This is a genomic window from Vibrio crassostreae (genome assembly GCF_041439375.1).
Lineage (GTDB): Bacteria > Pseudomonadota > Gammaproteobacteria > Enterobacterales > Vibrionaceae > Vibrio > Vibrio crassostreae_D.
Genome location: NZ_JBGONY010000023.1, coordinates 22,182 through 37,434, shown reverse-complemented (window position 1 = coordinate 37,434; position 15,253 = coordinate 22,182). Strand labels below are relative to the sequence as shown.

Annotated in this window: 10 protein-coding genes; 1 reads left to right on the top strand and 9 read right to left on the bottom strand. The window is 44.7% G+C overall.

Annotation, left to right across the window (positions count from 1 at the left end; genetic code table 11):
* Positions 1-141: 141 nt before the first annotated feature.
* The 6 genes from ACED45_RS11670 to ACED45_RS11645 form a co-directional block, all read right to left on the bottom strand.
* On the bottom strand, positions 142-2,256 hold the full coding sequence (locus tag ACED45_RS11670; RefSeq protein WP_371714097.1) for a type I secretion system permease/ATPase: 2,115 nt from the start codon (positions 2,254-2,256) through the stop codon (positions 142-144).
* An 18-nt stretch (positions 2,257-2,274) separates the two neighbouring features.
* On the bottom strand, positions 2,275-4,185 hold the full coding sequence (locus tag ACED45_RS11665; RefSeq protein ID WP_371714096.1) for a bifunctional diguanylate cyclase/phosphodiesterase: 1,911 nt from the start codon (positions 4,183-4,185) through the stop codon (positions 2,275-2,277).
* 5 nt (positions 4,186-4,190) lie between these two features.
* Positions 4,191-4,859: a transglutaminase-like cysteine peptidase gene (locus ACED45_RS11660; protein WP_186728107.1), complete on the bottom strand. Its 669-nt coding sequence runs from the start codon at positions 4,857-4,859 to the stop codon at positions 4,191-4,193.
* A gap of 59 nt (positions 4,860-4,918) precedes the next feature.
* Entirely contained in the window at positions 4,919-6,310 is a 1,392-nt protein-coding gene (locus ACED45_RS11655; protein ID WP_327784632.1) for an HlyD family type I secretion periplasmic adaptor subunit, read from the bottom strand.
* A 112-nt stretch (positions 6,311-6,422) separates the two neighbouring features.
* A complete protein-coding gene (locus ACED45_RS11650; protein WP_146492693.1) occupies positions 6,423-7,718 on the bottom strand; it encodes a sigma-54-dependent transcriptional regulator in 1,296 nt (431 codons plus the stop codon).
* A 68-nt stretch (positions 7,719-7,786) separates the two neighbouring features.
* Positions 7,787-9,724 (bottom strand): sensor histidine kinase, encoded by a 1,938-nt coding sequence (locus ACED45_RS11645; RefSeq protein WP_371714095.1) that lies wholly within the window; start codon positions 9,722-9,724, stop codon positions 7,787-7,789.
* Between the two features lie 167 nt (positions 9,725-9,891).
* Here ACED45_RS11645 and pdxH point away from each other — a divergent pair, with 167 nt between their 5' ends.
* Positions 9,892-10,527, top strand: coding sequence for a pyridoxamine 5'-phosphate oxidase (pdxH, locus tag ACED45_RS11640; RefSeq protein WP_371714094.1), 636 nt, complete (start codon positions 9,892-9,894; stop codon positions 10,525-10,527).
* 124 nt (positions 10,528-10,651) lie between these two features.
* Here the strand turns inward: pdxH and ACED45_RS11635 are convergent, their stop codons facing one another.
* The 3 genes from ACED45_RS11635 to ACED45_RS11625 form a co-directional block, all read right to left on the bottom strand.
* Complete coding sequence (locus ACED45_RS11635; protein WP_371714093.1) at positions 10,652-11,434, bottom strand: PAS domain-containing protein; 783 nt, start codon at positions 11,432-11,434, stop codon at positions 10,652-10,654.
* Between the two features lie 375 nt (positions 11,435-11,809).
* Positions 11,810-13,639 (bottom strand): SUMF1/EgtB/PvdO family nonheme iron enzyme, encoded by a 1,830-nt coding sequence (locus tag ACED45_RS11630; protein WP_371714092.1) that lies wholly within the window; start codon positions 13,637-13,639, stop codon positions 11,810-11,812.
* Positions 13,640-13,826: 187 nt separating this feature from the next.
* Entirely contained in the window at positions 13,827-14,930 is a 1,104-nt protein-coding gene (locus ACED45_RS11625; RefSeq protein ID WP_146492685.1) for a PEGA domain-containing protein, read from the bottom strand.
* Positions 14,931-15,253 lie beyond the last annotated feature (323 nt).

The window sequence follows — 15,253 nt, the reverse complement described above, 5'->3', positions numbered from 1 at the left end:
TCTCAATCTGAATGATTCTGACTAGATCGGTTCGAACCGTTTTCTATATATTCGAATAAAAAAAAGGGGGGGAGCTGATGCTCCCCCCTTTGCTTGTCACTGATATTGATTTAGTTAGATTCTTTAAGTCACATGAGCGCTTTAACTTGCAGCTCTTACCTTACCTTGCTTCAAGTCTGACAGAACTTGCGCTTTTGGCCCGTCAGCAATAATGCAGCCTTTCTCCATTACGATCACTCTGTCGACAATGTCCAACATCGATGTTTTGTGTGTAATCAGAATTAACGTCTCGCTTGGTAGCAATTGGTTAAGCTGGTGCTTGATGTGCATTTCTGAACGGTTATCCATCGCACTGGTCGGTTCGTCCATCAATAGCACTGGAGGACGGCCTAGGAAGGCTCTAGCAATGGCAATTGACTGACGTTGACCACCAGACAGCAAACCACCGCCTTCGCCCACTTGGCGTTCTAAGCCTGCTGGATCTTGCTGAGTAAAAGCGGTAACACCTGCACGGTTCGCAGCATCCATTACATCACGGTCATCGACCAATGGACGACCTAAGGTAATGTTGTCTCTTACTGAGCCATAGAATAGGTTACTGTCTTGCGGTACACAGCCTATATTGCGTCGTACGTCGACATGATGTAGTTGCTCCATGTCGGTGTCATCAATGCGAACATGGCCTTCTGTGGGCTTATACAGGCCCATAATCAGGCGCTCTAGAGTCGTTTTACCTGAACCAATTCGGCCAATGATCGCCACCTTTTCACCAGGTTTAATATGCAGTGTTAAGTCTCTGATAGAAGCGACTGGCGAGTCAGGGTAGTGGAACGTCACTTTGTCTAACGCGATATGACCTTGGATAATCGGGCGATGAATGTAGCGTTTGCCTTCTTCTTGTTCATCAGGCATCGACATGACTTGCTCAATCAGAGTCATCGACGATTTCGCTTGGTTATAACGTGTAGAAAGCAAAGACAGTTGAACAAGAGGACCAATCGCACGGCCACTCAGCATGGTCGCAGCAATCAAGCCACCCATAGTCAGTTCACCTTCAGCAATGAGATACACACCAAAAATGATCATACCTACGTTAGTACTTTGCTGAACAAAGCCGGCGGTGTTTTGGATGCTGTCTGTGATGCGTCGGCTTTTGATATTCCAATTTGCCATGTGCGCAACCGCTTCTTCCCAACGGAATTGGAACTGACTCTGCGCGCTGAAGAGCTTAACCGTCTCTAACCCAGCCAAACTTTCAATCAAGTTCGCGTACTTCTGAGAAGCAAGACGAGAGCCCTCTTCAATAGTACGACGCAGTGGACCTTGGATTAACAGTGCATAGATGATCAGAATAACCACGCCGACAACAGGAACAAATACAAGGTTTCCGGCCATTAACCAAATCAACGCCAAGAACATCAGCGCGAATGGTAAGTCGATTAACGAGCCGATGGTTGCTGAGGTAAAGAACTCACGGATTGATTCGAACTCTTGCAAGTTTTTGGCAAAAGCACCGACAGAAGCAGGCTTTGCTTCCATACGAATCCCTAATACCTTACTAAACAGCTTGGAAGAAATGAGGATGTCGGATTTCTTACCGGCAACGTCAATGAAGTAGCTTCGCATCAATTTGAGCAGCAAATCGAATAGGAACACGACAAAGATACCACTCGCTAGCACCCACAAAGTTTCAAAGGCAAGGTTGGGAACGACTTTGTCATACACCAAGCGTGTGAACATTGGCGCGGCTATCGCGAAGATATTGATCAGAATGGAGGCTATCAACACATCTCGGTAGATGTTTTTTGATTTCCAAATGGTACTCCAAAACCAATGCCCTTTACGTGTTTTTAGAACCTCTGGTGAACGTTCATCATAGCGAAACTGTTTCTTTACCAAGAAGTAGCGGCCGATGAATTGTTCTTTCAGTTCTTCGACAGGAATGATGATTGGCACCATTCCGCTTTCCGCTGTAATGATTTCCGCTTCTTGCTTTTCTAAATCAATGCTGTTGAGAACGCACGCCTCACCTTGTTTAAGTAGTAAAACCGCAGGCAGAATCAGGTGAGGTATCTTTTCCAAGTCGGAACGGTTTTCTTTCGCCACCAATCCTGCTCGCTCTGCAGAACGAGGGAATAGGAAAGGGGTTAGCTTTCCGTCTGATAATGGTAGCCCATTGATCAACGCTTCAGGCGAGTTAGCTAACCCGTAATATCGGCTAACGTAGATCAGTGAGTTCAATAGTGGATCTTGCATGTGATATAACCCTTACAACTATTTATCAACAATGAAGCCTTGGAACACTTCTACGTAGTTATCAGACAAGATATCTAGCTGAGTCTGAGTTTCTATTCGAGACGCGATGGTGGTGACGCCTAGGTTGTGAGCGGTTCTAGAGATCGACGTTAAGGTGAACTTTTGTTTTTCGTCATCCAGGTTATGTGTGAACAGGTAATCTAGCTTCACATAGCTTGGACGGTATTCGTTGATGTAATCCAGAGATTGGAAGTTACGTCCGTAGTTATCGACACCAAACACCGCTTCAGCATTGCGAATGGTGTTACACAATAGTGCCGTGTAGTGCGGAACGTTGATGAAGCAGTTTTCTGGAATCTCAAAGTGCAACAGGTGAGCGATTGAAGTATTTTGTTCAAGCGTCTTACCGATCCAGCGGATGAAGCTTGGTTGAGAAATACTGCTTGGCGAAATATTGATAGCAACAGGGCTTGTTACTTCTTTCGCATTCAGTTTTTCAATCATCTTCTCGATAACGTATTGGTCGAGAATGTGGCTCATTTCAAGCTGTTCTAGTGCGTACAAGTACTGGTTAGCACCGTAACGCACGCCATCTTTTTCAATCGCAGAGAATACTTCTTGGTGATACGTTTTACCAAAGGCATTATTTGCAGCCTGAAGACGGAAGGTAATGAGGTCGTTGATGATCGCTTCTTCAACCAACATACGCCATTGTTGTTTACCCATCACAGCGCCGTGATCGTCTGCGGTTACGTAACCGTAAGCAAGCTCTCGGTTCGCCTTGGCACTTGAGAGTGCGTTATCAACCAACGACATGATTTCGGTACTGTTTTTTCGGGTGTTGCTGTATGTCACACCTAATGCGATGTGTGGATTCGCCGTACCTGTAGGGTCTGAACCTAGGTTTTGAATGCAATTTACGATGCTGCCCGCGACAAGTTTAAGTTCGCTTTCGTCAATGTTCGGCATAATGAAACCAAACTCGTCACTAGAAATACGGGCGATGGTGATATCTGGTGATGAAATTGAAGCCTGTAGCTGTTCAGCCAGTTGATGAACCAAGGCATCACCCTCTTGGTAGCCTTTTTCGTCGTACTCTTCACTAATAAATTCGGCTTTTAGTACCGCTAAACCACCTAAGCTAGACTCTTCTAACCACTGGGTTAACTGAGACATGTAGTAAGCACGGTTACCTAACTGAGATACAGGGTCGATATACGCTCTTTCACGCAGCTTTTGAGCTTCTTTCGCTTGGTTTTTAAATGCCAGTTCAACTTGAGTCGACATGTGGTTGATACCGTCGACAACCAAGGTTAGATCTTTTGTTTTCGGACGAGCCAGTGGTTCGCCAAACTGATTTTTAGCGATCTGATCCATCTTAGTAATGATCAACGAGAGCGGACGTAAGGCACGTTTGAGGATCCAAGATATAGACACTAAACCTAACAAGAAGATCGTGCCAAAGATGGTTAATAAGCGGATGAATGCTTGCCAAAGTTGGTCGTAGGCCGGACCTGGGTGGCTCACAATCTCAACCTCTGCTAGCTGCATCCAGCCACTGGTGATTACGCGGCGGTCATGAACAGGCTCAAACAAGTTAAGGTTGGTAAACCACTGTGGTACGCCGGTTGGCTTTACAGGGTATGAGCGAAGAATGTCTTCACCGCTGTCAAGAAAGATCAATCGAACGACGGAGTAAGAGCTGCCATCAAACAGGGCGTTGATAACAGACTCCACTGCCACCTTATCCTTTTCTTCTAGGTAAGGGGCGAGAGCCAGTCCAACAGTATTGATGGTATTACTTACCTCAGAGCGTTGCTGCTCTTCTAAGTATCCACGGGTGGTATTGAATTCGATCATAAAAACTGACGTCATCAGCAGTATGAATACCGCAACCATCCCGACCACAAGCTGTTTATATAAAGTCATTGTACCTACTCATCGTAATTGATAATGGGTTTGTTTAGTTTTAGATTGCGCTCACGAGAACGTAGGTCGTTCCATAAGCTCAGTCTTGATGATTTCCCTGCTAACTTACCGCTGCCTGCTGCCGACTTGATCAGCCAAAGGTTTTTACCATTGAAACTGTATATCGGTCGCAGATCTCCGCGCTTAGAACCGCGTTTTATTTCAGGGTTTAAGTTGTCTAAAATTAGTGGCTCTGCACTGGGTGTTGAGTAGTAAGCCAACACCATGTGGAATTGGTTTAACTCAAGTGCTTTTACGTACACTAATCGTAATTTCTTATCTGGGACGCCCAGTTCAAGCAAAGAGAAGTATTTTGCGATAGTAAAATCTTCACAGTCACCGGCGTTACTGCCTAGAAACTCCAGTGGTGTTGCCCAGTAGTCGTTTTTTCCCCACAGTATGTTGTCATCGACAAAGTACATTTGGTTGAAGAATCGATTTACCGAATCTAACTTCTCTTTTTCACTTAACCCTTCGTATGACGTCATATTTGAGCGCCATGTTGCTACTCGTTTTCCTGCTCTTTCCCCGTAGGTTGCAGTAACCGCGTCTATCCATCGTTGGTCGCTCTTATTGAGCGCCATAGAGGTAAAAGAGGTGAGGACCAGCAGCAATAGAGAAATCCGAGATCTCATAGCCTCTGCTCTCGTCTGTTTGCTGTGTATTGAAAGGCGTCATCAAGCATCAAACGTCCTTACTCTTTTAGTGCGTTGTTTTGAGCGCTTAATAGTGGCTTCAACATGTACTCCAGCACGGTTCTTTTACCCGTGATGATATCGACAGAGGCGGTCATCCCTGGAATGATTGGCAACTCTTCGTTCTGTCCAAAATTGTGTTTTTCGGTGCGCACGCGCACGATGTAGAAGCTGTTACCTTCTTCATCTTGAGTGGTATCGGCACTGATGTGCTCTAACACGCCTTCTAGACCACCGTATTTAGTGAAGTCATAGGCACTGAATTTAACGATGGCAGTCAATTCTGGGCGTAGGAACGCGATATCTTGCGGGGCGATTTTCGCTTCAACCAATAGCGAGTCTTCTGTCGGTACAATCTCAACGATGTCCATACCCGGCTGGATAACACCGCCGACAGTATTAATGCCGAGTGTTTTAACGGTGCCAGTTACCGGAGAAACCACCACGGTACGGTTTACTCTGTCCTCAAGACCAACCGCTGATTCGGTCAATGCAGAGAGCTTATCTTGTGCTTGGTTGAGTTTTTCTTGTTGTTCTGAGCGGAAGTTCAGTGCGGCATCAATACGGCTGAGCATAGCTTCTTTGATTGCCGAGCGTAGAAGAGGTATTTTGAGTTCGCTTGAGGTCATTTCTCGGCGAGTGTCGTTGACCTGTCTTTGAAGCTTGAGCAACTCAATTCTTGGTACCACCCCTTCATCGGCAAGAGGTTTGGTGATATCCAGTTCTTGGCGAGCAAACTTGTAGCTTTGTTTTAGGTTACGAACACGTGCTTTAATTTCGATAAGGTCTTGCTGTTTCTGCTCAACTTGTTGATCAAAAACGGAAAGTTGGTTTTTTAGATTATTAAGATCCTGACGATATTCTGCTTTCTGGCGATTCACCAGTTTTGGTTGAAGCTCGTAAAATTTTGGAGGGAAAGCCAGTTTACCGTAGTCGAGTAAGACACTTTTTTTCCACTCTGCTACAGAGAAATCTTCGTCGATAACAACACTGGTTAATGAGGCTGAAAGCATTAAGACGCTGGCGGTTAAGTTGGCCACTTGTTGCTCACGTTCGCGAAAATCCGAGCGAAAACGAGTGTCATCGATTAACAGTAGCTGTTGACCTTTTTGAACGCGTTGACCTTCTTTAACCAAGATCTCTTTAACCAATCCCCCTTCAAGGTTTTGCACCACTTGGATTTGAGAGGAAGGGATCACTTTGCCTTGACCAACAGTGACTTTGTCGATCTCAGCCCAAGCAGACCACCCAATAGCAGCAACAAAAAACAGAACGATTACCCACAACATAATACGCGCACTGGTGGGCGTATTGAGGAGCAGTGCTGCTGTTTTATCATCGACATACTCAAGCTCGGTCTCGTTCAATTTGCTGAAATTTTTCTGACTCATAACAGTCCTTGTTCGCTAAATAAAAGTGCAAGCCTATTGAGTGTATTCTTACTTCTGATAAATGTTAAGATTTTGTTCCTTTAAATCTTTGAATTTATATATTTTTTAAGATTTATCGGTTTTTGAAATCGGTTTTATCGAGCTGGTGCTTTCTTAGTTTGTCATACAGTGTTTTTCGCGACACCTGCAGCTCTTGTTGTACTTCTTTTAAACGACCTTGATGGCGATGTAGTGCCTCAATCAAGATAATTTGTTCAAAGCTATCGGTACGTTGGTTTAACGATAGTTGTTGTACCTCAATGCTCACATCAAGTTCATTTTCGTCGCTCTGCTCATTAGTATCGCTATCGAGTGATGGCTGTTTGATTTGAGTCAGCACTCTGAGTTCGGCATGTTGGCGAAGCTGACGAATGTTCTCTGTCCAATGAGTCGCGATGAGTCGTTGAATCTCTTTTTCTGTAATGACGGGCGGAGGTAGTTGATATCGACTTGCTGCACCACGAGCAAAGTGCTTAAACAAAGAGCCAATATCTTCGGTTCGTTGCGCCAAGGTTAGTAAATCAAATCGGCGGAACTCACTTATAATTGTAGTAGGAACTATTGTGCTTGCGATAATGATACAAGTTGCATTGGTCTTGCATGAGTTTTCACGAAGTAGAGTCGGTTTTAGATTGGCGAACCACAGCCATTGATCCTGAGTTAATGCTTCTGTCTCATGGATATAGAGTGTTCCACCTTGATGCTTCAAAAACAGTTGCAAAACAAATTGATGAAATGTCGCTTCGTCACTGCGAGGCAAATTAAATGCTGCGACAGGGCAAAGCTCCGCAGTTTGATGACTGTGTAGATCATGGGTGTATTGTGCTGTGACCCTTTTCCCCGTTCCTAAATCACCAACAAATAATAAAAGTGGGTTGGTTTTGGTATCTAGGGTGATCAACTCTCGGCGTAATGCCTGCATTGATGGTGATTGACCAATCAGTTTTGGGCCAACTTGATTTTGCATTGCCAACTCTTTACGCAATAGGTTGTTCTCTTCAACTAGTGCGAGTTTATCCGCGGCTTTCTTAACGGCAGTGAGTAGGGCATCGACCACAAATGGCTTTTCCAGAAAGTCATAAGCGCCGGCTTTCATCGCAGATACTGCTGTTTGTACGTCACCATGCCCGGTAAGTACGATGACCTGAAAATGAGGATTTTGGCTCAGTAATTTTTGCGTTAATTGAATGCCATCCATCACCGGCATGTGAATATCGGTGATGACAATTCCGGCTTGCGACGTATCTATTTTCTTTAATGCCTCAATAGCGTTGGGAAAGCAGACGATATCGATGCCTTCAATGAGCATGGCTTGTTCTACTGAGTCGCGAATCGCAGGTTCATCGTCGACAAAATAGAGTTTAGGCATAGAGTGCAAAAGTCGAGTCCTTAGCAGTATGTGAAATTCGTTTTCTAATCAATGTTAACAACGGCGCGTTAGCTTTTATCGTTATATAACGGGATGTTTAGCGAGAATACCATGCCTGAAGGCTCTAACCGGTTTACGCTGATCGTGCCGTGATACGCTTCAATAATCCGTTTCGATATTGAAAGCCCTAACCCTAAGCCTTCCGGTTTAGTCGTAAAAAACGGGTCGAACAGCTGTTCTAGTTTGTCATCCTGCATGCCAATTCCGTTGTCCCAAATGATCAGCTGACAAAAGTTATGATGCAGTTGCCATTCGATGCCTATCTGTGGGTTAGCCTGTTGGTCAACGTTTTCCAGGTTTTGTTGCTCCTGCAAGATTTTCTGTTCAAGAACTTGCTGTTGAAGCGCTTGAATCGCGTTGTGAATCAGATTGACCAGTACTTGCTCAAGTTCGGTTGGATGAATCGCAATGTTGATGTCATCGGGCACCGTGCTTAACCTAAGTGTAATGCCTTGCTTGATCATCAGCGCACTGAGAATACTGGTGGCATTGTTGACCGCTTGGTGTAGGTTGGCCACATGATGTTCTTGTTTAGTGACTTTGCGAGTAAAGACTTTGAGTCGCGCGATGATGTCGGTAATGGTGTTGTTGAGGCCAATCATTTTCTCAAGATTGTTCTTCACCAAATCGGTTCGTTCCATCTCAAGTAGTTTTAAGCTGTTCTCACTGTAGGTTCGCAGCGCTGCAAGTGGTTGGTTGATTTCGTGGTTAATGCTGGCTGACAGCTCACCGAGTACCGCTAGTTTCGCGGTTTGTGTCAGCTCTTGTTCTGTCTGTTTCAACTTCAACTGCGACTCTTGGTATTGAAAGATGGTTTGTTGCAGCTGTTGATTGGATTGCTTCAAGTAGTGAGTACGTTTATCAACGGTTTGCTCTAGGTTTTGGTTGAGTCGGGTCAACGCCACTTTCGCGAGATAAGTCTGGCGCCACGACCAAGCGATGAGCATCACCAAGCTGTAAATCACCACGAAGATGACATCGATCTGCAAGACCTTAATAAGCTCAGCTCTGGTCTCTTTTAGGGCGACGACTTGGTACTGGTTGTTGCTGACCGTTGCAGGGTAAAGATTAAAAGTCCCGAGTTTAAATAATTGGTTAGCGGTGAGTTCTTTTCGGATTTCGTTTGATTGAAGGTTGCTAGATCGATTTGTATTAGGTTGATTGGCGTTGCTAGCTTCTGACTGAGAGCTTGAAGAGCGAAAGGCTTCGATGATCGAAATTTCGCTTTGACCGTATTGGCGTTGAATTGCGATATCCGTTTGTTGTTGCTGCGTTAGTGGCAACAATGAATGGTAAAGCCACGGAGCTTGGCTTGATAGAAATACCACTTGGTTAGAGTCGAGTACCACAATCTCAAATTCGTCGCTGGTTAGGATGTTTTCGAGGTTCTCTAAGCTTACTTTTACGGTGATCACCCCGACAATATCACTTTCTAGATACAACGGTGACGATAAAAAGTAACCGCGTACATTAGATCGGGCACCCAGCGCGACATAGTGCGTGTTATTGCCTTGAATTGCAGAAGCAAAATAGGGACGAAACGAGAAATTTTGACCAACAAAGGTACGTGGCTTTTGGTAATTACTTGATGCGATCACAGTCCCGCTTGGGTCATGAATATAGATGGTGTCGGCCTGGCTTTGATTCGACCACTCAAACAGCAATTGATTGAGCTGCGCAGCGGAAATTTTGTCTGCTTTTGGTGAGGAGTCAAAATAAGAGAGTAGGCGCGGGTCATGACTGAGTAAATCAGGGATCTGTTTGAATTTATCCAGTTCAGAATCGATTTGTAGATTGGCTTTATTAGCTGCTTCATTGAGTTGCTGAGTGACGATTTTTTCTTGGAATTGACCGGCCAAAAAATGAGTAGCAGTCAGTCCTGCAGCTCCCAATAGCAATGAGAATAAAACAAAGGGAGTCATTAGGTTAGGCAGTATTTTGGTCACTCGGTTCTCAGCTTGTCATCGGTTTGTGTAAAGATTATCAATATGATGGAGAGAGTACCGAGATCTTGTTAACACAGAGCATCTTCAGTGAGACAAAACTATGACTGAGACTTGTGTTTCAAAGGATTACAGCGCAAAATCACAAAAAAATTGAAAGGAGCAACCAAATGGAACTGACAGATATTCGTCGCGAATACGCTAAGGGTGGATTGAGACGCAAAGACTTGGCCGCAGACCCTATTGAGCAATTCAATCTATGGCTAGAGCAAGCCATTGAAGCGAAGTTGACGGACCCTACTGCCATGACAGTTGCTACGGTTGATGAAAATGGTCAGCCATTCCAACGAATTGTTCTGCTGAAGAATGTTGATAAAGACGGTTTCGTTTTTTACACCAACCTAGGTAGCCGTAAAGCGCACCAACTTGAGCACAACAGCAAAATCAGTTTGCACTTCCCTTGGCATCCACTTGAGCGACAAGTTCATATTACGGGCACGGCTGAAAAGCTGACAGCTATGGAAAATATGAAGTATTTCTCGTCACGTCCAAAAGAGAGCCAGTTGGCCGCGATTGCAAGTAAGCAGAGTAGCCGCATCTCAGCGCGTGGGATTCTAGAAGGTAAGTATCTAGAGCTTAAACAGAAGTTTGCCAAAGGCGAGATTCCTGTGCCTTCTTTCTGGGGTGGCTTTCGCGTACGTGTGGATAGCATTGAGTTTTGGCAGGGTGGCGAACACCGCTTGCACGACCGTTTCTTGTTCTCACGCCAAGACGACAGCTGGGATATTGATCGACTAGCGCCTTAGGTTGCTTGATCGCTTAGCTGCTTAATAGATCCAAAAGTGCCGTTGATGATACTTATCTAATCAACGGCATTTTTTTGTCTGCACTCTTGTCAAACCAATAACCAACTGGCCTTCAATTACTTAACTAGTCACTGTGCAGAACAACGGAGATCTGTTTTTTGAGCAGAGTTTCTGGGATCACTGAGCCTAACCCCGAGTCCAATGCATATTCAATCAATTGGCTTTTACTGCGAGCGTCGAATTTCTGCTTCAATCTCGCGACATGACCTTCGACCGTTTTGATTGAAATGTTTAACGTAGACGCTATGTATTGAGGTTTTTTTCCGTAAAGCAGTAAGAACAGCACTTCTGATTCTCTAGAGGTCAGCCGCTTTTGCAGCTTAGACACACGCGGCTCTGATCCCGCAAGTGATGCTTGATTACCTTTCGCTCCTGTTGCCTGACAAACCCAATGACCGACCTCTAAGATTGCAGTATCAGTGAGCTCTTGCCCATAGAAGATAGTGCCTTGGACATTGTCATTATCATCAAGCCAAGGGGTTTTGGTAAAAATATGGGCATGCCAGCGTCCGTCTGGATAAGGGTGAATATCGAGGATCTTAAGGGTGCTGTGTGTATCCATCACATGTTTGTCTTGGGCTCTGAAATCCTGTGCACATTCAATAGTTTGACTGGGCATATCGAAGTCGGTCAAGCCAGTACAAGTCTCATCGGGTTTTAAGCCAATTAACTGGTTGTAAGCAAGATTGGCGTACACAAAGATCGAGTCAGTATCTTTGCAGCCCCAGCAGCCTGGAAGTTGTTCGAATAAAGAACGATGTATGGAGTTGAGTGGTTCGGGCAATTTTTTATCTCGTAAGCTGAGGTGTGGTAATGATATCAGTTTCTTATAGTGCTGCAATGGCAATTAGAGTTTGTAGTCCGTGCGAAAAATAAGGGGTGAATGACAGTTAAACGGATTGCTGACGAACTACTTCAATTACGTAGGATGGGTAGGCATAAAGAGTGATAAATAGGCAAAAAAAAGCCAGCCTGAAGAGGGGCTGGCTAAAGACAAGATATGCCTTGTCGACATGTAGAAGATTTTCAGTCTAATTTACGAGGGTCAGGTAAATTAAACTGAGGTATCAATTTGATACCCAGAGTGACTTACTACTCTATCGACGAATCTACTCCTAGGAGTGCTAATGCATAAGGGGGGAATTCCCCTATAAATGCTGCTCAATGTGAGAATTGAGAACCTAGAGTAAATATTTCAAAATTTCAGAACCTAATGGAGAGCTTACAGCTCTCGCAATACTCGGAATCCTAGGTAGTTGGCTGCGGTTGAAGGTGCAACGTTCAGTTCGTTATACACTTTCGCTTCTTCTGGAGAGAAGCTCCACGCGCCACCCTTCGCTAGGCCTTTCTGAATGGTTGTCCATTCCCATACATTACCCACCATGTCGTAGAAACCAGTAGGGGTTGGTAAGAATGACTTAACCGGGGAGGTGCTTACGTTTGACCAAGGTGTGCCTGCCCAACCTGTATTGGCCTTGCCAGAGCTGAATTCGTTGCCCCACCAGAAATTGGTGTTTTGGCCAGCTCTTGCTGCGGCTTCCCACTCTTGTGGCGTTGGTAAACGGTAAGTGAAACCTGTGTTTTTAGACAACCAACGAGTATAAGCTTTTGCATCGTTCTGGCTGACACATACAACGGGTGAGCTATCTGCTTGTTTAAAGCCAGGGTTTTGCCAGTCATTGTCTGAAACAGTTGTGATTTCTGCATTGACGAACGTATCGCATGTGTTCATCAGCTCCGCGTCTGTCTGGTAGCCTGTGCTTTTAATAAATGCTCTAAAGTCTTGAACACGGGTTGGTGTTGCTGCTAATGCAAACGGCTGTTTGATCGTCACTTGTTGTGCATTGTTTTCACCTAGTAGGTAGCGACCAGAGCCGACAACAATCATTTCAGGGCTTTGAATGTCGTTCCCCATCGGATCGGCAAACTTGGTACCGACATTCAATGAGTTCTGCTTGGCTTGTAATACCGCTCGTAGGTTGTGATCGCGGGCTATCTTCAACTCTTGGTGGAAAGAAAGGTAGCCTTCTTTTTCGATCGTGACCATGTGTTGGCCCGTAGGTAACATCACTTCAACCGGTGTGCTGCCATAGTTCACGCCGTTGATAGAAACATTGTCGTTGTATTGATTTGAACGCACCACCAAGTTAACCCAAGCGACTTCTTTTTGCTGGTCGTTGGTTTGTTGCTCGCTTTGCGTGAAACAGTTTGATGACTGAATACCAAGTAGCCGGCAAGGAGTGTTCTTATCTGGGCGAGCTTCTAGGTTCGCCGCAATTACCGCTCGGTAACGGTTATCTTCAGAGAAGCCAGAGGATTTTACTTTGTGTTGCAGAACGTGAATATTCAGAGAAGCAGACGCAAGGTGCTCTTTCACTGTGTTCGATTCAGTCGCGTTGTCTACCAAGCTGTGCTGGAACTGTTTTACCGCTTTTTGAAGTGCTAAGGTCACCGTTTGATCTGAACACTGCGCCAGTGTCATATCGCTGCTGCAACGGTTAGTAAAACTAACGGTCTGCTCTTCCGTCTGAGTGATCTCGTTTCTTAGTCGCTCTGCCCTTGCTCTTAGCTTGTCTTGGTTCAGGTTTGCGATTGAAGCTTGTACCGCCGCTTTTTCGGCCTGGATAGCCTCAAGTTCCATCACCAAGCCTTGCTGCTTCTGTTCTGATCCTGAAATCGTAAGCTTGCTCTCTTTTACGGTTTTCCAAGCGTCTTGGAATTGAATTTGAGCTGGCGAGATATCAAAGTCAGGCTCATCAATCATACGTGTATAATCTTGCTCTAGACTCGCTTTCGCCTTTGCGAGTGTCTGCTCTGCTTGAGCGGATAACTTCGCTAGACGTGCCATTTGCTGCGTCTGATTGTCGACTTCATTTTGTTTGTCAGCCAGTTTCTTCTTAACAGCCGTTAAGTCGGCATGCTTTTCGAATAGTGAGCTTTCAATGTCGGTGACAGAAGACGCGATCGCTGGCGGTGTTGCCTCAGCGAAAACAGCAGGAGTCATTAGGCAGGGAGCAAGTGCAAATAGTAGAGTAGGAAGACCTTGGCGCATGATGGGCTACTTCAATCGTAATTTAGGTTAATCGAATATTCTAAACGAAAACGCCATTTCGTCTGCAGCTACTTTCTATAACTATCAACAAAATGGCGAGTATTCATTCAACTTTGTGAAATAGGCACGGCTATCTGATATAGCACTGAGCGTTTTGTATCGTCTCAGCTCTATGTAGAAAGGGTGTTTAGCTTTCCTTGCTAGGAAGAAGCTTAACCCAAATCGTGTCGCTGCCGTTGATGGTAACTGTGCGGTTGTAAGACTCGTAACCTTGTTTTGAAATGGTTACTTGGTGACGACCACTTGGTAGCGCAACCTCAAGAGGTGTACTGCCATATTTAATTCCGTTGATCGTTACTGAGTCGTTGTACTGATCAGAACGTACCGTCACGTTAGCCCACTGTTTGTCACTCTTCTTAACGACTGCTGCGTCACTGCCCGTTAAACAGTAGCGCGTTGAAACGTTCAATAAGTTACACGCAGCAACCGCTTCAGGTTTTGCTTGAAGCTGAGCCTGCATTTGCATGAAGTAAGAGTTGTTACCAGAGAAGCCACTCTTGATTGCTTGGCTGTCTTGAACATGGATATTCAATTGAACACCCTGCAAGTTTTGCTTCGCCAACGTACTTTCTGTGAGCTGCTCAAGTAACTGACTCTTGAACGTCTGCACGGCTTTTTGATTGGTTAGGTATTTACCTTGAGCAGTACACTCACCCAGTGTCATTGTTGATGCACATGTAGTGGTGTAGCTGGTTTCAAGAACCGCACTTTCACGCAGTTCTGTTGCAATACGTTTAACACGAGCTTCAACTTTTGATTCTCTCAAATTAGCCAGCTCATTGTTTAGGCGAGCTTGCTTTTGTTTGATTTGAGAAAGGTGAATTTCGCTCTCGTTGATTGCTTGTTCATTGTCTAGCTGAGCCGATTGATTATCTTTAACCGCAGCCCAGGCATCTTGGTAACTTTTCTGGAAAGAGACCAAATCTGTTTCGGGATCTTCAAGTAAGCGACTGTACTGTTTGTCGAGTACAGACTTAGCTCTGTTACGTTTTGCCTTAAGTTCTTCACCTTCGCGTAACAACTTACTGTTTTTGTTCTGTAGTTGTTTTAGGTTTTCGGTCGCCGATACTTTGGTTGCTGAAATACGCTCAATATCTGAGTTTTTCTCTGTTAGCTTTGCATCGATAGCTGAAACAGGATCGACTTGATTCAGTTCTTCAGCTGATACCGATGCAGATACCCAAAGAGGGGATAGCGCAAGTAAAAGCGCTGAAATTCGAAAGTTAGTCATAGGTCCCTGCAACTTATAGATTGAAATTGGCTCGTTAATAAAGTGTCTACTTCCTAGTTGTCAGTCACTAGTTATTAGCAATTAACACAGTACCCGTCTTTATACCGTTTTATTGCATTTCAATCTACTCAAAAGCCAAGTTTCGGTACTTCGGATACACTTTTTACAAGTTGAAAGCGAATTATTTGAGCTATATAAGAAAATTTATTCATTATGTTGGTGCTATGAAGCATTTATTTATGACATGATTTTCGTGCTTGTGTGATTGCTTGTGTGATTGCTTGTGTGATTGCTTGTGTGATTGCTTGTGTGATTGCTTGTGT

Excerpts from the sequence above, each read along its gene's own strand:
- ACED45_RS11655 (WP_327784632.1), bottom strand. The coding sequence starts at position 6,310 with ATGAGTCAGAAAAATTTCAGCAAATTGAACGAGACCGAGCTTGAGTAT.
- ACED45_RS11650 (WP_146492693.1), bottom strand. The coding sequence starts at position 7,718 with ATGCCTAAACTCTATTTTGTCGACGATGAACCTGCGATTCGCGACTCA.
- ACED45_RS11665 (WP_371714096.1), bottom strand. The coding sequence starts at position 4,185 with ATGACTTTATATAAACAGCTTGTGGTCGGGATGGTTGCGGTATTCATA.
- ACED45_RS11670 (WP_371714097.1), bottom strand. The coding sequence starts at position 2,256 with ATGCAAGATCCACTATTGAACTCACTGATCTACGTTAGCCGATATTAC.
- pdxH (WP_371714094.1), top strand. The coding sequence starts at position 9,892 with ATGGAACTGACAGATATTCGTCGCGAATACGCTAAGGGTGGATTGAGA.
- ACED45_RS11630 (WP_371714092.1), bottom strand. The coding sequence starts at position 13,639 with ATGCGCCAAGGTCTTCCTACTCTACTATTTGCACTTGCTCCCTGCCTA.
- ACED45_RS11660 (WP_186728107.1), bottom strand. The coding sequence starts at position 4,859 with ATGAGATCTCGGATTTCTCTATTGCTGCTGGTCCTCACCTCTTTTACC.
- ACED45_RS11625 (WP_146492685.1), bottom strand. The coding sequence starts at position 14,930 with ATGACTAACTTTCGAATTTCAGCGCTTTTACTTGCGCTATCCCCTCTT.